The sequence below is a fragment of the Staphylococcus petrasii genome (assembly GCF_002902565.1).
GTDB classification, from domain to species: Bacteria; Bacillota; Bacilli; order Staphylococcales; family Staphylococcaceae; genus Staphylococcus; species Staphylococcus petrasii.
The window spans coordinates 1-21822 of the sequence record NZ_PPRC01000048.1; the positions used below are offsets into that span (position 1 = coordinate 1).

21 protein-coding genes are annotated in these 21822 nt (G+C 33.3%); 2 read left to right on the forward strand and 19 right to left on the reverse strand.

Translation table 11 applies throughout. From position 1 onward, the window contains the following. Positions 1–115: 115 nt before the first annotated feature. The gene (locus CD127_RS08090) at positions 116–475 is read right to left on the reverse strand and encodes a DUF3139 domain-containing protein (RefSeq protein WP_103328847.1); all 360 of its coding nucleotides are present in this window, start codon (positions 473–475) and stop codon (positions 116–118) included. 280 nt (positions 476–755) lie between these two features. Here CD127_RS08090 and CD127_RS08095 point away from each other — a divergent pair, with 280 nt between their 5' ends. Together CD127_RS08095 and CD127_RS08100 are read left to right on the forward strand one after the other, a co-directional pair. Beyond that, positions 756–1199 (forward strand): MarR family winged helix-turn-helix transcriptional regulator, encoded by a 444-nt coding sequence (locus CD127_RS08095; protein WP_103366355.1) that lies wholly within the window; start codon positions 756–758, stop codon positions 1197–1199. Between the two features lie 228 nt (positions 1200–1427). After that, the gene (locus CD127_RS08100; protein ID WP_103297955.1) at positions 1428–1844 is read left to right on the forward strand and encodes an Hsp20/alpha crystallin family protein; all 417 of its coding nucleotides are present in this window, start codon (positions 1428–1430) and stop codon (positions 1842–1844) included. Between the two features lie 76 nt (positions 1845–1920). On the opposite strand, the gene CD127_RS08105 is transcribed toward CD127_RS08100, so the two are convergent. The 18 genes from CD127_RS08105 to CD127_RS12680 all read right to left on the reverse strand — a co-directional run. Then, on the reverse strand, positions 1921–3096 hold the full coding sequence (locus CD127_RS08105) for a nitrate/nitrite transporter (protein ID WP_103366356.1): 1176 nt from the start codon (positions 3094–3096) through the stop codon (positions 1921–1923). A 264-nt stretch (positions 3097–3360) separates the two neighbouring features. Then, positions 3361–4014, reverse strand: coding sequence for a nitrate respiration regulation response regulator NreC (nreC, locus tag CD127_RS08110; protein WP_103366357.1), 654 nt, complete (start codon positions 4012–4014; stop codon positions 3361–3363). 21 nt (positions 4015–4035) lie between these two features. After that, positions 4036–5070, reverse strand: coding sequence for a nitrate respiration regulation sensor histidine kinase NreB (gene nreB / locus CD127_RS08115; protein ID WP_103366358.1), 1035 nt, complete (start codon positions 5068–5070; stop codon positions 4036–4038). Positions 5071–5079: 9 nt separating this feature from the next. Continuing rightward, positions 5080–5529 (reverse strand): nitrate respiration regulation accessory nitrate sensor NreA, encoded by a 450-nt coding sequence (nreA, locus tag CD127_RS08120; RefSeq protein WP_380493171.1) that lies wholly within the window; start codon positions 5527–5529, stop codon positions 5080–5082. 20 nt (positions 5530–5549) lie between these two features. After that, complete coding sequence (gene narI, locus CD127_RS08125; protein WP_103297959.1) at positions 5550–6233, reverse strand: respiratory nitrate reductase subunit gamma; 684 nt, start codon at positions 6231–6233, stop codon at positions 5550–5552. Beyond that, positions 6226–6801 (reverse strand): nitrate reductase molybdenum cofactor assembly chaperone, encoded by a 576-nt coding sequence (narJ, locus tag CD127_RS08130; protein ID WP_169926222.1) that lies wholly within the window; start codon positions 6799–6801, stop codon positions 6226–6228. Before narJ ends, narI begins: the two co-directional genes overlap by 8 nt. Continuing rightward, positions 6794–8347: a nitrate reductase subunit beta gene (gene narH / locus CD127_RS08135; protein WP_103297960.1), complete on the reverse strand. Its 1554-nt coding sequence runs from the start codon at positions 8345–8347 to the stop codon at positions 6794–6796. Before narH ends, narJ begins: the two co-directional genes overlap by 8 nt. Continuing rightward, positions 8337–12020, reverse strand: a complete 3684-nt coding sequence (locus tag CD127_RS08140; protein ID WP_103366359.1) for a nitrate reductase subunit alpha — start codon at positions 12018–12020, stop codon at positions 8337–8339. The genes narH and CD127_RS08140 overlap by 11 nt, the downstream gene beginning before the upstream one ends. Before the next feature lie 248 nt (positions 12021–12268). Next, positions 12269–13210, reverse strand: coding sequence for a uroporphyrinogen-III C-methyltransferase (gene cobA / locus CD127_RS08145; protein ID WP_103366360.1), 942 nt, complete (start codon positions 13208–13210; stop codon positions 12269–12271). After that, a complete protein-coding gene (gene nirD, locus CD127_RS08150) occupies positions 13201–13515 on the reverse strand; it encodes a nitrite reductase small subunit NirD (protein ID WP_103366361.1) in 315 nt (104 codons plus the stop codon). Before nirD ends, cobA begins: the two co-directional genes overlap by 10 nt. A 3-nt stretch (positions 13516–13518) precedes the next feature. Further along, complete coding sequence (gene nirB, locus CD127_RS08155) at positions 13519–15930, reverse strand: nitrite reductase large subunit NirB (RefSeq protein ID WP_103366362.1); 2412 nt, start codon at positions 15928–15930, stop codon at positions 13519–13521. 235 nt (positions 15931–16165) lie between these two features. Next, entirely contained in the window at positions 16166–16879 is a 714-nt protein-coding gene (locus CD127_RS08160) for a sirohydrochlorin chelatase (RefSeq protein WP_167409899.1), read from the reverse strand. 167 nt (positions 16880–17046) lie between these two features. Beyond that, positions 17047–17868: a formate/nitrite transporter family protein gene (locus tag CD127_RS08165; protein WP_103297965.1), complete on the reverse strand. Its 822-nt coding sequence runs from the start codon at positions 17866–17868 to the stop codon at positions 17047–17049. A gap of 301 nt (positions 17869–18169) precedes the next feature. Next, entirely contained in the window at positions 18170–18352 is a 183-nt protein-coding gene (locus CD127_RS08170; protein ID WP_103297966.1) for a hypothetical protein, read from the reverse strand. 69 nt (positions 18353–18421) lie between these two features. Further along, positions 18422–18889, reverse strand: a complete 468-nt coding sequence (locus CD127_RS08175; RefSeq protein WP_103366363.1) for an SRPBCC family protein — start codon at positions 18887–18889, stop codon at positions 18422–18424. Between the two features lie 122 nt (positions 18890–19011). Beyond that, complete coding sequence (locus CD127_RS08180; protein ID WP_103366364.1) at positions 19012–19527, reverse strand: YceI family protein; 516 nt, start codon at positions 19525–19527, stop codon at positions 19012–19014. A gap of 137 nt (positions 19528–19664) precedes the next feature. Beyond that, positions 19665–21224, reverse strand: coding sequence for a zinc ABC transporter substrate-binding lipoprotein AdcA (gene adcA, locus CD127_RS08185; protein WP_103366365.1), 1560 nt, complete (start codon positions 21222–21224; stop codon positions 19665–19667). Positions 21225–21376: 152 nt separating this feature from the next. Continuing rightward, on the reverse strand, positions 21377–21822 hold a 446-nt coding region (locus CD127_RS12680; protein WP_103366366.1), incomplete at its 5' end, for a TetR-like C-terminal domain-containing protein.

Consider the following 21822-nt stretch of genomic DNA (forward strand, 5'->3'; position numbering starts at 1 on the left):
TTTTTATCGTATTTATTATTGTCAATATTTGATTTAACCAAAACTATTAATTTAGATATAAAAAAGCTGTACATAGACTGCTCCACCGAGTCTAAATACAGCTCAAATCTTAATATTAAGGTTTAAAATTCTGATTAAAGTAATTATATTTGGCACCTTTAATACTTTTTTTAGTTTCAGTATCAAATCCTTCTGAAAAAATACCTTTACGCGTACCAATAGGTTGAATAACATAAGTTAAATTTGGTTCATCCTTAAAAACCACTTCTTTATAATAGACGCCCTTTTTAGCACTATATAACGTTTTTTCAGATTTCACTTTATCTGTAAGATGCTTTTGTTCTAAATAACTATCCACTAATTTAATGTTTCTGTGCCCTTGATATGTTTTCATACCAAAGAAAAATGCGATAGCTACAACTAAAGAAATAGCAAATATAATTACTACTCTTATAATTATTTGCTTTTTGCTCATTTTGAAACTCCTTTTAATCTGCCTATCCCAAAAGCATATTTTTTATTATCTAAATTATTATGAATGAAACAAAAAGTTTTTTAAAGTATTTACATATTTTTGTAACAAAATCTACTTAAATTTATCTCTAATTCAAAATAAATCAACACTTTTTTATATTCTGTAGACGTACTTTTGAAGTGTCTTTAAAACTCTTAAAAACTCTGTAAAATACTATGGCAACAGTCTTGACATTAGTTTTAGTTCATACTATCTTTAAATAAGTTAAGGGGGGATAAATATGTATGTAAAGGACAGCTATTTGAGTAAACAATTATGTTTTTTATTATATGTAACTTCAAAAGAAGTTATTAAAAAGTATACTTACTATTTAAAAAAGCATGATTTAACATATACAAGTTTTATGGTTGTTATGGCTATCGAAGATGATGAAAAAATAAATATAAAATCTCTTGGCCAACGCGTCTTTTTAGATTCTGGAACTCTTACACCTCTCTTAAAAAAATTAGAGAAGAAGGGCTATGTTATACGTATGTGTGAAAAAGAAGATGAACGCAATTTACAAATTTCTTTAACTGAAAATGGTAAAAAGATTAAGCCCGTATTAGAATCTATTTCAGAACAAGTATTTGAAGACTTCAACTTTACTAAAGAAGAAGAAAACGAACTTGTTCATAGCTTACGACACGTCATTACTAACAACTTCAATACCGTGCCTGAATAAATAATCACACATGACAAAAGCATACAACTTATATTACCATCGCCATCTATATAAAAGACTTTTTACATAATAAATAGACTTTTGTCATGTACTTTTTTCGATCCGCATTTTTACATACTACTTTCAATTGCTTTTACTTTACGTAAAGATACACTCTTTATATAATGAAGTTGAAAATTTTCACCAAACAATGTGATTTCAACTCTTATTTAAAGGAGAGACTATATTATGAATAATAGAGAATTCTTTGATCAATCTATTTTTAAAAATAATCCAAAAGATGTATTTCGCGATTTAGGCGAGCAAGTATTTAATCAATTCTCATCAAAGACTTTTCCAACTAATATTTATAATCAATCTAATCAATATATTTTAGAAGCTGAATTACCAGGCGTTAATAAATCAGAAATAGAGTTAACTTATGAACATTCAACATTAACTATTAAAGCGCAAAAACACGTTTCTGAGCAATCTGGTCAAGTTCAGCTTAGCGAACGCGCTAGCGGTGAACTTGTAAGACGTTTTGATTTTGATGATATCGACAAAACTCAAATTAAGGCAAGTTACACTGACGGTATTTTGGTGGTTATTCTACCTAAAGAAACTTCAGACGAAGATAATACTACTAAAATTACTATTGATTAGTAAACTTTAAAAATCAAATTTAATTTTAAAAAAACGTAGGATTCATTTTCATCAATGTTTCCTACGTTTATTTTTATTATTTTGTTGTCATAAGAGGTCTTTTATATTCTTTTTTATATAAATGACCCATTGTAATAAAGGCTAATACACCAAAAATTGCTAATAGAATGAAAGCTAAATGACTTGAACCAGTTAAGTTTGATACATATGTGATAACTAGTGGTGGGAAGAATCCTCCTAAACCACCCATCATTGAAACGATACCGTTAGCAGCACCAGATTCTTTTGCAAAATAAGAAGGAACTAATTTAAATACTAAGCCATTTCCTAAACCAGCGCATATACTAATAGTTAAACAACCAATTGTAAATAATGCGATGTGATCTGAAATACCTAATATAACAGCACCTATTATCATAACTACAAAATCAATCATTAATACTTTCACCGCGTTAAATTTATCTCCTAACACGCCTCCAAGTGGTCTTAAGAACGTTGCTAAAGCAATAAATACGCCTGATCTAATACCAGCATCTACTTTATCGATTCCGAAATTATGTACTAAGTAGTTAGGCAAGAATAAACCAAATGCTACAAATGCGCCGAAAGTGATAAAGTACCATAAACTTAAATAATATAATTTATAATTTGATGATAACTTTTTAATCTGTGACATTAATGGAACTTTTACTTTAGGTTCTTTATTGTCACCTAAGATAAACATTAAAACCGCAAATAGCGCAATGATAATTAAGTAACTTCTAACTGTTGTTTGCCAACCAATAATCCCTGCAATAGGTGGCGCTAAGAAAGAAGATACTGCAGTACCGACATTCCCTACTCCATAAATACCATTAGCTAAGCCTACTTTGTCTTTTGAAAAGTATTTCGGAACTGATGTTACACCAACAGAGAATACTGCTCCTCCAACACCTAAGAAGAACCCTGCTAACATTAACATTCCAGGTGTTTGAGCTTGTCCTAATAAAAAGATAGGAAATAGTAATACTACAAAGCTACAAAAGAAGACCCATTTTGCCCCAACGATATTAGTTAAATATCCAAATGGCACACGTAAAATAGAACCTAGAATAACTGGAATAGCTAGAATGATTGACAGCTGTTCCGGAGACACTTTAATATCTTGTGAAATATACGGCATAAGTGGAGAAATAATACTCCAAGCCATAAATCCTACTACCAGGCTCAACGTTTGTAATGTAAGTTGAAAACCACCCTTATTTTTAATCATTTTTTCACCTTCACTATTTCATTTTTTCTTTATCAGTAATTGTTATATAAAAGAGGTCAAAAATTATATTTCAATCATATTACTGATTACACTTGTATTTTAGTTAATTTGTGAAAAAATGAACATAAGGAATTTCCCTTATCATAGTAAGGAATCCCCCTATATTTCCTTACTTATTTTTACATAAAAATATTGCCATGAAGCTCTCTCAAATTCTTGATTTTCTTCATGGCAATTTAATCGTTTCTATATGATATTTTTAAATTAAAACTCTAATAATTTCTTCTTCAATGCGTATTCTACTAATTCTGGTTTTGACTTCAATCCCAATTTAGTCATAATATGCGTTTTATGTGCTTCGACCGTTTTAACCGAAACAAACAATTTCTCCGCGATATCTTTATTACCATAACCTTTCGCAATTAATGGCAATATTTCTAGTTCACGTTTAGAAAGTATTTTGAAAGGATCATTCGTAGATGCCTCATCGATATTTGTATGATTGACAAATTCATTGACTAAGGACGTAGTTAATTTCATATCTACATATGTTTCACCTTTATACACCGTACGTACTGCTAATAGTAACTGTTCATCGGGTGAGTTCTTTAAGATATACCCTTTTGCCCCATTGCGAAGTACATGAAATAAATATTCTTCATCGTCATACATAGTTAGTATTAATATTTTTGTTTCAGGAAAACTTTCTGCAATTTTACTTGTCGCAATCAACCCAGACTCGCCAGGAGGCATACTCAAGTCCATAATAAGAACATCAGGTTTATATTCCATTACTTTTTGATAGGCCTCTACCCCATCAGCAGCAGTCGCAACAACTTCCATGTCTTCCTGGAAATTTAATATCATTGAAAACCCAGTTCTAACAACTGCATGATCATCTGCAATTATAATTCTCAATTCAAATTCCCCTAACGTACTCTAAAGTGGTATTTCTAATGTAATAATAGTCCCTTTTCCAATGTGTGTTTCAATATCCACTTTTCCTTTAACAAGTTCAGCTCTTTCATTCATCCCATATAGTCCTAAGCCAGTTCCTTGTGGCTGTGAATTAGGATTAAATCCTGCTCCTCTGTCTATAATCTCTGCAATTAAATTATGCTCAGTTTGTTGTACTGAAACTTCAACTGAATTGACACCAGCATATTTTAAAGCATTGAATATAGCCTCTTGTACAACACGATACACGACAGTTTCTATTTCACTATTAAATCGATGATCTTTAATATTCGATTGATAGATAATTTCTAAGCCATAATTTTCTTCAAACTGTTTAAAATATGATTTAAAAGCCGCTTCTAGTCCTAAATCGTCAAGTGATGACGGTCTTAATTCTACAGATAAATTACGGATATCATTGATTAAATTAGACATCAAGCTTTCGATATGTTCTGATTTTTCAATAAGTTGTGACATCTCTTGTTGATATTTCAATAAGCGTAATTCAACATCGATATTAAGCATTTCTTGAACCACACTATCATGCAATTCTCTAGAAATTCGCTTTCTTTCATTTTCTTGGGCAGAGATAGTTTTACGTAACATCTGACGTTGATACATTTTTTCTTGACGCTCAATTTGAGGTGAAATATCTTGTAGCGTAAATGCGTAAATTTGCTCCTCTTCATCGATACATTGATAAGACGCTGTAAAAGGTTGTACTTTATTATTCACCGTCTTCATAAACACTTGAAAGTTCTTATCATTAGGTGTTGATGTATCTAAATAACAATTGATACAACTTTGTAAGGCAAATTCATTGGAATAACCTTCACAGCGTCTACAGATTGCATCTGTCATGACGCTGTAATTGTTATCAAGTGAGATAATTTCTTGGGCCGCTTCATTCATCGCAATCACTTTGCCATCATTATTAATAAAGACAATTTTTTCATTTGTTTTTTCATAATATTTTTTAAGCAAATGCTCTATAGTGTCATCTTGAATATTTAGCACATTGATCACCTACATTTCTTCAGTAAATGCCCATAACTTACCGCTAATATTTAAATCTTGATTATTAGGAAGTGGGTTTTCATCACGTTGTCCTAATAATAACACACCATATATTTGTTGGTTGTGACATAACGGTATCGCAATCACTGCTGTCAATTCTTCGCTAATTAAAATAGGATATTTAATTTTTTCTCCTGGTGTTAAAGTGTCGGAAACGTGTGACATTATCATGCGTTTTCCTGTTTTCATCACCATACCAGCTAGTCCACGGCCTTTTCTCAAAATAATTAATTTATAACGATCATTTAAACTTCCAGATACATAACGCCATTTAATAGGAGAAGAAGTAGAAGAATATTCATATAATGCCACACCAGCAAAATCATATCCTTCTTCAATTCGTAAACGATTTAATTCGTCTTGAAAAGCCTCTTCCTGAATCAAAAGTTCAATGGGCACTTGAGTATCTCCTTTCATCATCATGAGCGAGTTTTATGTCTGCGGTAAATGATATATCTTCTATTCGTATAAGATAAAGGCACGCTCCACACATGTACTAGTCGAGTAAATGGCCAACAAGCTAAAATCGTAAATCCAAGTAAAATATGGATTTTAAATGATAGCGGCACGTCAGTCATTAAACTCGCATTTGGTGAGAATGTGAAGAGATGTCTAAACCAAATAGAGATTGTTTGACGATAGTCAAAATCACTTACCAATGCGTTCGTTACTAAAGTTGAATAACAACCCATGAAAATAATTAATATTAATAAAAAGTTAACAAAAATATCTGAAGCTGAACTTAATCTTCTAACATTTTTGATAGTTAAACGTCTTGCTGTTAAAAGAAACATACCAATAAATGTCATTATACCAAAGATACTACCAATATAAACAGCGCCGAAGTGATACATTTCTTCACTCACACCTAAGCCATCTATCCATTTAGCTGGAATGGCTAAACCAACTACGTGACCAAAGAATACTGGAATGATACCTAAATGGAATAATAAGCTTCCCCATTTAAGCTGTTTCTTCTCGATTAATTCACTTGATTTAGCTGTCCATGAAAATTGATCATACTTGTAACGTGCAATGTGACCTACTATAAAAATAGCCACACATAAATATGGAAAGATAATCCATAAAAATTGATTAAGCATGAGACGTCACCTCATTTGGAATATTTAAACATGCTTTAAGTGTATTGCGCAGCGCACGAATCACATACGCATATGGGTTATTATCTTGTGCTAACTGATTCGCCATTTCATACGTACCATCTTCAATAATCATAATGACGAGTTCAATATTTCCTTCCGCACGTGGATCATCTTGCCATTGTGCTACATGTAAAAATTGCAACATTAAAGGTAGATAATCTGATAACTCATTACTTGCCATCTCTAATCCAAACATTTCATATAAGACTTTCAATTTAGCCAACATTTGACCACGTTCTTTTTGCGTATCAAATTTATTGTAAGTCATATAGAGTGGCGTTTTTTTATTAAAATCAAATGTATCTGTATAAATTGCTTTAATTTCTGATAATGAGAATTGATGCATCATCTCACGGTATTTTACTAAATCTTCATAACCAGGATGAGATTCATCAATCGTTTCATTAAACGTTTTAGGATGGAAGGTAAGCTTTTCAGGAAAATTTAGCTGCTGCCCGATATAACCAAAACTCTCTTGATAATATTGAAACTGTTGTAAATTAATCACGGAAAATACCTCCATAGAAATTATCATTATAAATTTCTTGTCCTGTTTTTCCTGAACCTACTGCTACGCCACAACCTTCACAATTATCTCCAAAGTATTCTCCTCCGTATCCTTGACTACCTTGTGCATGATACGTATCTAAATATGTTTCTTTATGAGATGTTGGAATAACGAAACGATCTTCATATTTTGCTAAACCTAATAAACGATACATTTCTTGAATTTGGATTTCTGATAAACCAAGTCGTTCAAGTTTATAACTATCGAAATCTTTACCAGTAATTTGAGAGCGCATGTAACTTCTCATCATAGCCATTTTTTGAAGTGCTTCTTTAACAGGTTGTACATCGCCTGCTGTAAATAAATTAGCTAAGTATTCGATTGGTAAACGCATTTCTTCAATCGCTGGGAAAATCATATCTGGATTTTGGCCAGCATTTTTCCCTTCAAAGTAACTCATAATAGGACTAAGTGGTGGACAATACCAAACCATTGGCATTGTTCTATACTCTGGATGTAATGGGAACGCAATTTTATATTCAATTGCTAATTTATACACTGGTGAGTTTTGTGCTGCTTCAATCCATTCATAGCTAATGCCATCTTTTTCAGCTTGTTCAATCACTTCTTCATCAAATGGATTTAAGAAAATGTCTAATTGTTTTTCATATAAGTCTTGTTCATTTTCAGCAGATGCAGCTTCCTGTACTCTATCGGCATCATATAAAAGTACGCCTAAATATCTCATTCTACCTACACATGTTTCTGAACATACTGTAGGTAAACCTGCTTCAATTCTTGGGAAACAGAATGTACATTTTTCTGCTTTATTTGTCTTCCAGTTGAAGTAAACTTTTTTATAAGGACAACCTGTCATACAATAACGCCAACCACGACATGCATCTTGGTCCACTAACACAATGCCGTCTTCGTCACGTTTGTACATTGCACCTGAAGGACAAGAAGCAACACAACTAGGATTTAAACAATGTTCGCATAAACGAGGTAAATACATCATAAATGTTTCATCAAATTGGAATTTAATATCTTCTTCGATTTTTTGAATATTAGGATCTTCTGGACCTGTAATATGCGCACCTGCTAAATCATCTTCCCAGTTAGGACCCCATTCAAGATCTAATTTATCTCCTGAAATAATTGAATGAGCTTTAGCTACTGGTGAATGTTTACCTTCTTTCGCAGTTGTTAAGTGTTCATAATTATATGTCCATGGTTCGTAATAATCTTTAATAAGAGGCATATCAGGGTTGTAAAAGATTTTACCTAAAGCAATTTTTGATAATCGGCTACCTGATTTAAGCTCTAATTTTCCTTTTTTATTTAAGACCCATCCACCTTTATAGTGTTCTTGATCTTCCCATCGTTTCGGATATCCTACACCTGGTTTAGTCTCTACGTTGTTAAACCACATGTATTCTGCACCTGGACGGTTAGTCCAAGTGTTTTTACATGTAACGCTGCAAGTGTGGCAACCTATGCATTTATCTAAATTTAACACCATTGCAATTTGCGCTTTAATCTTCAAGCCAATTTACCTCCTTCATTTTTCTAACGGCTACGTAAACATCTCGTTGATTTCCAATTGGACCATAATAGTTAAAGTGATAACTAATTTGTGCATAACCACCTACAAGCTGTGTAGGTTTTAAGTGAATTCTTGTTGGTGCATTGTGTGAACCACCACGTGTATCAGAAATTTCTGATCCTGGTGTTTCAATATGTTTATCTTGTGCATGGTACATGAACATTGTGCCTTTAGGCATACGGTGTGATGTAACAGCTCTTGCAGTTACTACACCATTACGGTTATAAACTTCTAACCAATCATTATCATTAATACCATGCTCTTCAGCATCTTCATTTGATAACCACACTACTGGGCCACCTCTAAATAATGTCAACATACGTTCGTTGTCTTGGTATGTTGAGTGAATATTCCATTTACCATGTGGTGTAAGGTAGCGTAATACTAAAGCATCTTGTCCACCTTTTACTTTCTTATCTCTTGTTCCAAAGACCATAGGTGGTAATGTTGGTTTATATACTGGTAAACTTTCTCCAAATTGTTGGAAGACTTCATGATCGATGTAATAACTTTGTCTACCTGTTAACGTTCTGAATGGTACTAAACGTTCAATATTTGTTGTAAATGGAGAATAGCGACGTCCATTTTTATTTGAACCTGGGAACACAGCGGTTGGTATTACTTCACGAGGTTGTGACGTAATATTTAAGAATGAAATCTTTTCTGACGCGCGTTCTTTAGAAATATCTTTTAGTTCCATACCTGTTTGATTTTCTAAATCTTCGTATGATTTTTGAGATAATTTACCATTCGTTGCTGATGAAATATTTAATATGGCATCAGCTACTTTACGTGCAGTATCAATACGTGGACGATTATTTCTTACTGAGTTTTCATCATCATCGTTCCAAGTACCCACCATACTTTTCAGTTCATTATATTCATCTTTGACTTCATAACTTACGCCATGCGCACCTACTTTTGCTTTTTCAAGTAAAGGTCCTAAAGTGACGTATTTATCATAGATTTTTGTATAATCACGCTCTACGATTGAGAAGTTTGGCATTGTTTTTCCTGGAATAGCTTCAACTTCACCTTTAGACCAATCTTTGACAATACCATATTCTGAACCAAGTTCTTGTTTAGAGTCATGACCTAGTGGTGATGTCACAACATCTTTGAATGTCCCTGGTAAATAATCTTTAGCCATTTCAGAAACTGCTTTACTTAATGTTTTATAAATATCCCAGTCTGAACGTGATTCCCATAAAGGATCAATCGCTGGATTGAATGGGTGCACGAATGGATGCATGTCTGTTGATGATAAGTCATGTTTCTCATACCAAGTCGCAGCTGGTAACACAATATCTGAATAAAGTGGTGTTGCTGTCATACGGAAATCTAATGATACGAGTAAATCTAATTTCCCAACTGTATCTTCACGCCATTTAATTTCTTCTGGTTTATCTTCTTCATTAGGTTCAGCCATTAATCCTGAACGTGTACCTAATAAATGTTTCATGAAGTATTCTTGACCTTTAGCTGAACTTGAAATTAAATTTGATCTCCATACAAATAGTGTTTTTGGATGATTTTTTCTTAAATCAGGATCTTCAACCGCAAATTGAGTTTCTTTATTCTTAACAGAGTCAATCGCTCTTTTTAAAATTGCTTCATTAGAGTCATCGCCTGCGTCTTTAGCTTCTTCCCCAAATAATAAGCTATTTTTATTGAATTGAGGGTATGAAGGTAACCATCCTAATCTAGCAGCTGTAACATTGTAATCAGCTGGATGTTGATGTTTAATATTTTGAGCTAATGGTGATTTTAATTTATCAACATTTGATTCTTCATATTTCCATTGGTCTGTCGCAAAGTAGAACCAACTTGTACCATTTTGTAAACGTGGTGGGCCTTGCCAATCTTTTGCGAAAGCGACTGTATTCCAACCTTCAATAGGGCGACATTTCTCTTGTCCAACATAGTGTGCCCAACCGCCACCATTTACACCTTGGCAGCCACATAATAGAACTAAGTTTAAAACAGCACGGTAAATCGTATCTGAATTGAACCAGTGGTTAATACCGGCACCCATAATAATCATTGAGCGTCCTTTAGTATCAATAGCATTTTGTGCAAATTCTCTTGCCACTTGTGTGATTAATTCAGGTTTAATTCCTGTCACATCTTCTTGCCAAGCTGGTGTATATTTAGATTCTTTATCGTCATATGATTTTGCTTCTAATTCATGATCGAAACGTTTAATTCCATATTGACTTGTCATCAAATCATAGACTGTCGCTACATATACTTCTTTACCATCTGCTAATGTCACTTTTCTTGTAGCAATCGGTCTTTCAAAGATGCCGTCTCCTTTACTGTCAAAGAATGGGAATTGAATTGTTTTAAGTTCATAATCTTCCTCAGCCATTGACATTGCAGGATTGATTTTAGTGCCATCTTCTGTTTCTAATTTTAAATTCCATTTTTTGCCTTCTTCCCAACGTTGACCCATTGTGCCGTTTGGTACTACAAACTGATGACTAATTGTGTCATGAATCACTGGTTTCCATTCACTATTGTCACTTTCCATTCCTAAGTCGCTTGCACGTAAGAATCTTCCTGCTTTATAACCATTTTCATCTTCATCCAACATAATCACGAAAGGCATATCTGAATATTGTTTAGAATAATTGATGAACATTTCACTTGGATTATCTTCATAAAATTCTTGTAAGATAACGTGTGTCATGGCTTGTGCCACTGCAGCATCTGTTCCAGGATTTGGCGCTAACCAGTTATCTGCGAATTTAACGTTCTCAGCATAGTCAGGTGCTACTGAAACAACTTTAGTTCCTTTATATCTTACTTCTGTCATAAAATGGGCATCCGGTGTACGTGTTAAAGGTACGTTAGAACCCCACATAATGATGTAAGAAGCGTTGTACCAGTCACTTGATTCTGGCACGTCTGTTTGTTCACCCCAAATTTGTGGAGATGCAGGTGGTAAGTCAGCATACCAATCATAGAAACTAAGCATTTCACCGCCTAGTAAATTAATGAATCTTGCCCCTGCTGCATAACTAATCATCGACATGGCTGGGATTGGTGTAAATCCAGCTATTCTGTCTGGACCATCCTTTTTAATCGTATATAAGATTTGAGCAGCAATAATATCAGTGACATCTTTCCAATTAGAACGCACATGACCACCCATACCACGTGCTTCTTTATATGCTCTAGCTTTGTCTTCATCTTCAACAATTGAAGCCCATGCCGCAATACGGTTACCGTTGTTTTCTTCTAAAGCTGTTGTCCATAAATCTAATAATTTACCTCTAATATATGGGTATTTAACACGTAACGGGCTATATTCATACCATGAAAATGACGCACCACGTGGACATCCACGAGGTTCAAATTCAGGCATGTCTGGACCACAACTAGGATAATCAATTTGTTGATTTTCCCATGTGATGACGCCGTTTTTAACGAAGACTTTCCATGAACATGATCCTGTACAGTTTACGCCATGTGTCGTTCTGACTACTTTGTCATGGCTCCATCTTTCACGATACATTTTTTCCCATTCTCTACTTTTGCTTTCAAGTACTGACCAATTGCCATTAAATTTTTCAGTTGGTTTAAAAAAATTTAATCCAAATTTTCCCATTTATATAAATCCTCCTACCGAGCAAGGTATTTAGCTTGTTACGTTTTATGTTAATTGCTTATTAATTTAAGTTAATTGTACATTTTTTCACAAAGTAAATATATTAGGGAAATACCTATTTCATATAGAAGAATCCCTATAAAAACACATGCAATACGAACAAAATTTCTAAAAATAAAAAAATAGCCATACAGAAATGATTGATTTATCAATTTCTGCATGACTATGTTATTTCGCTTAACTATTTATTATTCCGCTTCAATATATTTAGACTGATGATTATCTATAATACTTTGATATAACTGTTGTTGTGATATATGATAACTGTCATCATAGGCGAGTAGACAGTGTTGCCCCTTTTCCGAAAAATCTTCAGCAGTTAATAATGCTTCCTCTTTCGGACCATTAATGACATATAAAGTTTCGTCGTGCTGTGCTTCACGCTGTTCCACTTTATCTTTATCAATATAATCAACCATCGCACCTAGAATACAAATGCCTGGTTCACTCTCTAAATTGAGCTGTTGTAACTGGGCTTCAATCGTACTGAGCTTACCGATGATGACTTTCTGATTATAGCAAGTTGCGTTAAAAACGATCGCAATCGAATAATCTTCATTGGTGTAGGCAGTGATTTGCTTAATGATATGACCTAATCGTTTAATGCCCATATAAATCGCTAATGTACCGCCATTAATGAGATTACGAATATCTGTTTCATGGTTTATTGAATCTTTGAAGTGACCTGTTGAGAATGTCACACTAGGCGCAATACTACGCATTGTTAGACCTATATCCATGTTAGCTACGGCTGCACTTGCAGACGTTACACCTGGAACAATCTCATATGCAATACCATGCGCTTTTAAGGTGTCGATTTCTTCAGTGACACGTCCAAAAATAGCGGGGTCTCCACCTTTTAAACGAACGACGATGCGATGTCTTTTAGTAGCTTCCACAATCTTCAAATTGATTTCTTCTTGTTGAATATGTTTCGCATAAGGCTTTTTACCGACATCTATCACTTCAGCTGAAGGTGGTGCATATTGAATAATCAATGGATTAACGAGACGATCATACAATATTACATCTGCTTTACGAAGAATACGCTCTGCTTTTTTAGTTAACAGGTTTGGGTTACCTGGACCTGCCCCGATTAAATAAACTTTCGGTTCTTCATTTACAGACATACGTAGACGTCTCCGTCATGTACTTCGACTTTATATGTTTCTACACAACCTGTGTCTGGTTCTTGAACTTCACCGCTTCTTAAATCAATCTTTTGATCATGAAGTGGACAGTACACAAATTCACCACTCACTGTTCCTTCTGATAAAGGTCCTTGTTTATGCGGACAAATATTATTGATAGCGTGAATTTTCCCACTCTCTGTTAGGAAAAGGCCAATTTGTTTACCATCAACAATCACTTTTTTCCCGATTAATGGTGTTAATTCTTCTAGAGTAGTCACTTTTACTTTTTCCATTGCTTTCATCCTTTACACCTTCTCAACTTCAAAGATTTTTTGTGCGTCTTTATTTTCAACGATAGCTGACCAAGGTTCGCCATGACCATCAATTGCTTTTTTCGCATCCATAATTCTATCGAATAATTCTTTTTGTCTTTCAGGATCAAGTAAGACTTCTTTAACATTGTCAAAGCCTAAACGGTTAAGCCATGGTGCAGTTCTTTCAGCGTAAATACCAGTTTCTCTATAATACTGCATTAAAGCACCACATAATTGAATAACTTCATCTTCTGTTTCAACAGTAGTTAAGAGTTTACCAACTGTTACATCAGTACCACCGTTACCTCCAATATAAATTTGGTAACCATTTTCAACTGAAATAACACCGAAATCTTTAACGCCTGATTCTACGCAACTACGTGGGCAACCAGAAACACCCATTTTAAATTTATGAGGTGTATCGATATATTCGAATGTTTTTTCTAAACGAATACCTAAACGTGTAGTATATTGCGTACCAAATCGACAGAACTCTTTACCTACACAACTTTTAACTGAACGTGTCTTCTTACCGTAAGCTGAAGCAGAACGCATTCCTAAGTCTGCCCATACTTTAGGTAGTTCTTCTTTTTTCAAACCATATAAACCAACACGTTGTGAACCAGTTACTTTCACTAATGGAACGTTATATTTCTTAGCTACTTCTCCTAATCGAATTAATTGATCCGCATCTGTCACACCACCACGCATTTGTGGAATAACTGAGAATGTACCATCGTTTTGAATGTTGGCATGGTAACGTTCATTCGCAAAGCGTGATTCTCTTTCATCTTGATGGTCATGTGGGTAAACCATATTTAAGTAGTAGTTGATCGCTGGACGACATTTTGGACAACCATTTTTATCTTTAAAATCAAGTACGTGACGTACTTCTTTAGATGTTTTAAGACCTTTAGCTCTGATTTGAGTCACAATTTGGTCACGTGTTAAATCGGTACAAGCACAAATACCTGTAGGTTTTGCTGCAACAAAGTCATCACCTAATGTACATTTTAAAAGTTCGCCGATTTGACCCTTACATTTACCACAAGAGTTACCTGCTTTAGTTGCTTTAGTCACTTCTTCCACAGATGTTAAACCTTTTGTAGTAATTGCATTAACGATAGTTCCTTTATCGACACCATTACAACCACAGATTGTTTCATCATCAGCCATATCAGCGATTGAAGTTGATGCCTCTTCGCCACCTTTATGAAGTAAAGATACTAACGTATAATCTTCTAATGATTCATTTTTCTTCATCATGCTGTAAAATCTTGAACCATCATCCGTATCACCATATAATACTGCACCAACCACTTGTCCATTACTTAAATAGACTTTTTTGTAAATGTTATCGACACTGTTAAAGATTTCGATGCCGTGGACGTCCTCATTTTCAACAATTTGACCTGCACTATATAAATCACAGCCTGAGACTTTTAATGAAGTAAATGTAGTAGAACCGTGATATCCATCTGTCTCTTTACCAGTTAAAAAGTCTGCAAGCACTTTACCTTGTTCATACAGTGGTGCTACTAAACCATACACTTTACCAGCATGTTCCGCACATTCACCTACAGCATAAATATCAGGATCAGATGTTTGTAAATAATCATTTACGACGATACCTCTGTTCACTTCTAATCCTGCTGTTTTCGCAACGTTAGTGAATGGACGTATACCAACCGCCATCACTACTAAATCTGTTTCAATCACACGGCCATCAGCTAATTTAATTGCTTCAACATCTTCATCACCAATGATTTCTTTCGAATTCGCTTGTAGTTCAATATTCATACCTTGACGTTCTAAATCTGCTTTCAACATTTCGCCGGCTTTGCGGTCAAGTTGCATTTCCATTAACCATTCAGCTAAATGTAACACTGTAACATCCATTCCTTGGTCCATTAAACCACGTGCACACTCTAAGCCGAGTAAGCCTCCACCGATAACCACTGCACGTCTTTTAGTTTTAGCTATTTCAATCATGCGTTCAGTGTCTTCGATTGTGCGCCATCCGATAACACTAGGTAAATCTGAACCTGGGATAGGTAATACAAATGCGCTTGAACCTGTCGCAAAGATACAAATATCGTATTGAACTTCTACGCCCTTAGAAGTCATCACAGTTTGATTTGTTCTATCTACTGTTTCTACTGGATCATCTACAATTAATTGAATATTATTTTCCTCATACCATTCATAAGGATTCATAATTGTTTCTTCGACTGTCATTTTCTTTTGTAAAATATTAGACAACATAATTCTGTTGTAGTTTGGATAAGGTTCTTTGCCGATGATTGTAATATCAAACATTGAGTCTGAGCGTTCTAATATTTCTTCTATTGTTCTAAGGCCTGCCATACCATTACCAATCATTACAAGCTTTTGTTTAGTCATAAAATATGCCCCTTTTACCACTTAATATTTAATTATTTATAATGATTAAAATTATAAACTTATTATTATTGCGAATTTGCAACTACTTTCTTCACTGTCATTTTATAACATTTTCAGCTATTTTTGTGATTTTTTTCACATATTTTTAAAAAGTAGGGATTTCCCTAATACACTATTTCTTACTTAAAACATGAAAAAACTCCCTTACATTGTCATGTAAGAGAGTGTTGGAATTTTATACATGTAGTTGTTCTAATCGTTCACTAATAATCAGCTTAAGTATGTTATCGAAATTAATGGATGGCGTTATATGCAATGTGCCTTCAATATCCATTTCGGAAATTAGACGTTTCACTTTGTTCACTAATCGTCCATCGTATAGAAACATCGGTACGACAATTAAGTCATCATATTCACGTGATAGTTGGTCGAGATCATTTCTAAATGTGATATCTCCGTATAACGTACGACAATAAATTGGTGCTTCTTGAGTTAACTTTTCACTAAATTCCTTAAGTTCATCATGCGCTTTAGTATAAGAGAAACTGCCATGCGCAATTAACACAATCGCATAATTTGTCGTAGGGTTGATATGTACGTCATTGATGCGTTTTTCAACTAAATCTACCATGTAATCATGCGTACCAAGAGGTTCACTGATTTCATAACGAATGTTAGGATGCGCTTGCTTAATGCTTTCTAAGATATTGGGGACATCGACAATATAATGCATCGCTGAAAAAATTAATAAAGGCACTACTTTAAATTCTGTTTCACCTTGATCTATCAACCGACCGATCGTATTCTCGATGCTTTTCTCTTCACTTTCAATAAACGCCAATTCATAATTATATGTTTCATCGCTTAATAGACGAGCTAGAAAGTCACCTAGCGCTTTATTTTGATCCCCTTTACGCATGCCGTGTGCGACTAATATATTTGCTACCAATTCCCCTCATCCCTTTCTTTTCGAAAATGAATTACTAAACAGCAATATCTAGAAGTAACAATAGTTAATGTTGATTAAAATAATATGTTTTTATAAGTAGTAAGTCAACCTATAAAAAAGATGAGATGGTTTCATTACAGTGAATCCATCTCATCTATATTCATCTTTTATTTTGTACTAAAACTATCGCGTTTACCATTTAAATAAGCGTATACAAGACCTACAAAGATGCCTCCACCGATGTAGTTACCGATAAATGCAAAGACGATATTTTTTAATACGTCTAACCATGATAATGCATCAATGTTATAGAACATCATTCCGGCATATAAACCTGCGTTGAAAACAACGTGTTCATAGCCCATAAATACGAAGACAATAACACCGACAGCAATGAAGAATGCTCTTGCAAGTCCTTCTTTAAATAACATTGAAACGTAAATGCCGATATTAATAAAGAAGTTACAGAATATCGCTTTAATTAAAATATTTAACCATGATGATTCTACTGTTTTAGCATGTACAGTTTTACTTAAAGCCGCAATCATCTCTGGCGTCATGATATGCGTGCCTTTCATTAAAAAGAATAAAATGAATCCGCCAATAATATTTCCTAAGAAACAGAATAAGAAAATAACGATCATTTTATTAACTGTAATTGCTTTATAGTACCAACCCACTGTTAAATACATAAAATTACTTGTTAGTAATTCTGAATTTGTTAAAACGATTAATACTAACGCTAAACTAAATGAAATAGCGCCTAACAAGTTAACTAATCCCTCATTTGTCCCCGCAAATTGAGTTTTAACAGCTAACATGAAGACAGTCACAATTGCTAATAAAAATCCTGACATCATTGCTTTTAACAAATATCTTCCAGGTGTTTTCTTAGCCATAACTTGTTTCATTTGAACTTGACCTACTGCAGATTCAACTATATCTCTTGTGGCATATGTATCTTCTACATTTTTGTGATTTTCCAACATCTATTACTACCCCCACAATATGAAGAGGTCTGGACAAAAGCGCTTAGGATTTGAGCAGAACCGAACGATGAGCAAAATTGTTTTCCAAATTTTGTCGAATCGTGATGGACTCTGCCGATAATCCTGCTTTTGGGAAGCCGTTAATCGATTTCCTAAGTACAAACACTTTATATCTTACCCCATAATATTAATTGTATATTTTACAATTATATAAAAATTATTAGTAAAGGGGTAGAACAATTTAAATTTTTCCAAAAAAATCGAGATGTAGTTTTTGGTTAAACTACATCTCGATATATAATTAGCGTGTGCGTTTAAATTTAGATAAATAATGTAAACCACTCGCAAAAATACCATATCCTAGTGCTGTTCTTAAAACATATTTAATAGCACCATTATTTAGGCATTTTGAATTAAATAATAATGTAGGAATTAATGTACTTACTGAGAATAATGCAAGTACTTTTAAATAACGTTGTTTCATCATATCATCCTCTTTTCACCTACATTATAACTTAAAAATTCTTACAAAAATTGACATCCTTATGACTTTTTATTTTTTCAACAATTTTTCTAATTGATCAAGCGTAGAATTCATTCCCGCTTCTACGCCCATGTTAATGGCTTGTTGTGCTGCTTCTTTCGTTGGAAATTCAGAAGTAGACGTCACAGTAGTACGCTTGCCTTCTTCTTCGAAATCCATAAAGATATGCATACCAGGTAGGCGTGTGTCTTTCTCACCTTGAGGCGTCGCAAAGAAATCAAAGTATTCAATGTGATGTGGTTTGTTCACTTTTTTATATTCTGTAAGTGTATAACTTGTGTGTTCAGGCGTTTCGATGGCAAAGAATGCTTGTCCACCTGTTACAGCATTAAACTTAAACACATTCGTTGTCGCACCTTGAGGATGAAACCATTGTTCAAATAATTCTTTCTTTGTATAAGCATTAAATACTTGCTCAACTGATGCTTCAAACGTTCTTGAAAATATAATCTTGTTATCTTTAATTTTAATCGTCATTGTTTACTTCCCTCATTTTCAAAAAGCTTTATTCTTACAAAATTTAACAATTTATCTCCATAAATACAACAAAAAACAGACAAGGCGGTCACCTCGTCTGTCTAAATAGATTGTCAGAAATACTATTCTTCAATAGGAAATTCTAGGTCAAACTCAACATCTAATGATTTACCTAATAAGAAACCACCAGTTTCTAATTGTTGGTTGAATGTAATACCGTATGGTTCACGATCGATTTTACCAGTAATCACTAAACCAGCTGTGTTCTTACTGTTTAAAGGATTTAAGCTAATACCTTTATAATCTAAGTCGAATGTTTCTTCTTGAGTATGGTCTTTCATAGTTAAGTTCCCAGTTACTGAATGGTCATCGACTTTAGTAATTTCAAATTTAATTTCTGGATATTGTTCAACATCTAAGAAGTCCGCGCTTTTAAGATGATTGTCACGGTCTGCTACTTTAGTATCGATTGAATTTGCTTGTACTGTAAAAGTCCCTTGTAATGAGTTTAAATCATTGAAATCGCCTGTAATGTTAGCATCAAAGTCATTAAAACGACCTTTAACATTTGATACTACTAAGTGTTGAATAGAAAAGTTTACGCCTGAATGCACTGGATCTAAATTAAAATTAGCCATGTTTGCATACCTCCAATAGTTAAATGATGAAACTACTAAATTCTGTTTCACATTTGTATATTTTTTATACTTAGTATATTAAATGAACCGGAAAGAAAATACAAGTAGAATGACTCAATTTTTAAAAAATTATTTTTTTAATGTTCCAACATTTCATGTTCAATTTCTTCTTTATTTAACTGAGCTGGATAATATGTTGGCCAATGATCCATTTCTTTTAACAATTTGTTGTTATCATTTCCCATGAAAATGTGGAAGTGTTCCGCTTTTTTGGGATAAATATTATGATCGCTAAATTGTACATAAGTAGGAAGATTATTATTTTTATCTTCGCTATCTACTAATTTAAAGATATATCTCACACCACGGTTCCCTTTTTTATAATCTAAAATTTTATAACCAACATATTCGTATTCTCCAGTTTCTGTTTTCCCATTTTTAGTAAAACTAATATGATTACCTTCAATATTTATATTTGAAATATCAGTTTTATAACCATTTTCATAATACTTTTTATATTCTCGAGCAGATTTAGATGCATCATCTTCTGCTTTATGTTTCATTACTTCATCTAAATCACCATTTTTTAAATAAGGATAAACAGATTGCCACTTGCCTGCATAATCAGATAATTGACGATCTTTTACCTGATTATCTTTGAAATAGCCTTCTGAAATGGCTTTATCATATTTGTGTTCCGCTTTCGGATCCTTAAGTTTCGTATTTGTATTTAACGCTTTATCTAACGCTTTAATATTGTCATGCATTAATTTTTGATAACTTATACTTTTATCTTTAAGTTGTTCTTTATTTAATGACTCCATATTATAGAATTTTAAAGGCTCTGCATTGGTTTCTTTACGAATAGTTTCCGTAACTTTATTCGCTACATTATCTTCATAAAGTATGTATTTAACATTATTATCTTTAATTTCTTTTACTAATTTTGTCAGTTCTTTTTGTGATGGATCTTCTGCATTCATATTTTGAATACCTTTTTGGACAAAACCATAACGATTCGCAATGTAACCTAGTGATTCATGAGAAATAAATACAGCATTTCCTTGTTTATCTTTAGTAACCTCTTTCATTGATGCATCAATATTGTTTAAATCGCCCATCAATTTTTTATAATTCTTTTCATATTCATCTTTATGTTGAGGATCTTTTTTAATCAACTGATCTTTGATTTCCTTAGCAAAGACTTCATCCATTTTTGGATCTAACCATACGTGAGGGTCATAGCCGCCGTGATGATGATGTTCGTGACCTTTTTCATGTTCATGCTCTTCGTCACCATGTTCATGTTGATCCGTTAATAATTTTGATTTATCTAATCCTTTTTGAAGCGATAATTTCTTTTTATCTTCTTTTATTGTGCCAGCAATTTTCTTTGCCACTGGATCTAAATCGTCACCTGTATATACAAATAAATCAGATTTATTTGCTTTTAAAATGTCTTTTTGTGTCGGTTCGTAATCATGTAAATCTGTACCAGCTGGATAAATTGAAGACACATTCACGTGGTTTCCACCGATTTGTTGAATGAATGATTGCAATGGATAAACCGTTGTAGATACATTGATTTTTCCGTCTTTATTACTACTTCCTTCTTTTGATTGTTCTGACTTTCCACAAGCTACTAAACTGAGTACTAAAATCGTAACTAACACAGAAATGCTTAAAACTTTTTTCATGTTTCTCCTCCTAAATAGTAATCATTACGATTTAAAAGTATATATTTAATTTTTTTAAATTACAATAGCTTTTCGATAAATATTTCTTACAAATAGAAAAAGCACATATTAGAAATAGTAAATGATTTCTAATATGTGCTTTCTCAACTCGATTATTTAAATGCATTTTCAAATATTTTATTCATAATTGTAGCTAATTCTTTAGGCGTTTCTACACACCCTCGTTTCACCCAATCTTGTAACACTCCAAAAATCGCATTGCTCATAAATATAAGTAAAAAATATTTTTCTTTCGTCGTTAAGCTTTTTGTATTCAATATAGGTACTAAGTTTAATTCAACATTATATTGTAAAATCTTCTTCATCTGAATGTGAGCTTTTTGAGCACTATCATCTCCAAGTAAGAGTAGTATCAACTTTCCTTCATCTAACCAATAATGAACCATTGTTTCTAGAAAAATATGTTGATTTGAAAATTCTTTTTTAAATATTTCTTTTTTGCCTTTTTTTAATAGTGACTTTAGATAACTATAAATAAAATTATTTTTATCTTTATAATGGGCATAAAACGTAGTTCTACTTATACCACTCTCTGTAC

Coding starts and splice junctions, on each gene's coding strand:
- CD127_RS08090 (WP_103328847.1), bottom strand. CDS start 475: ATGAGCAAAAAGCAAATAATTATAAGAGTAGTAATTATATTTGCTATT.
- CD127_RS08095 (WP_103366355.1), top strand. CDS start 756: ATGTATGTAAAGGACAGCTATTTGAGTAAACAATTATGTTTTTTATTA.
- CD127_RS08100 (WP_103297955.1), top strand. CDS start 1,428: ATGAATAATAGAGAATTCTTTGATCAATCTATTTTTAAAAATAATCCA.
- CD127_RS08105 (WP_103366356.1), bottom strand. CDS start 3,096: ATGATTAAAAATAAGGGTGGTTTTCAACTTACATTACAAACGTTGAGC.
- narI (WP_103297959.1), bottom strand. CDS start 6,233: ATGCTTAATCAATTTTTATGGATTATCTTTCCATATTTATGTGTGGCT.
- CD127_RS08140 (WP_103366359.1), bottom strand. CDS start 12,020: ATGGGAAAATTTGGATTAAATTTTTTTAAACCAACTGAAAAATTTAAT.
- cobA (WP_103366360.1), bottom strand. CDS start 13,210: ATGTCTGTAAATGAAGAACCGAAAGTTTATTTAATCGGGGCAGGTCCA.
- nirD (WP_103366361.1), bottom strand. CDS start 13,515: ATGAAAGCAATGGAAAAAGTAAAAGTGACTACTCTAGAAGAATTAACA.
- nirB (WP_103366362.1), bottom strand. CDS start 15,930: ATGACTAAACAAAAGCTTGTAATGATTGGTAATGGTATGGCAGGCCTT.
- CD127_RS08165 (WP_103297965.1), bottom strand. CDS start 17,868: ATGTTGGAAAATCACAAAAATGTAGAAGATACATATGCCACAAGAGAT.
- CD127_RS08170 (WP_103297966.1), bottom strand. CDS start 18,352: ATGAAACAACGTTATTTAAAAGTACTTGCATTATTCTCAGTAAGTACA.
- CD127_RS08175 (WP_103366363.1), bottom strand. CDS start 18,889: ATGACGATTAAAATTAAAGATAACAAGATTATATTTTCAAGAACGTTT.
- CD127_RS08180 (WP_103366364.1), bottom strand. CDS start 19,527: ATGGCTAATTTTAATTTAGATCCAGTGCATTCAGGCGTAAACTTTTCT.
- adcA (WP_103366365.1), bottom strand. CDS start 21,224: ATGAAAAAAGTTTTAAGCATTTCTGTGTTAGTTACGATTTTAGTACTC.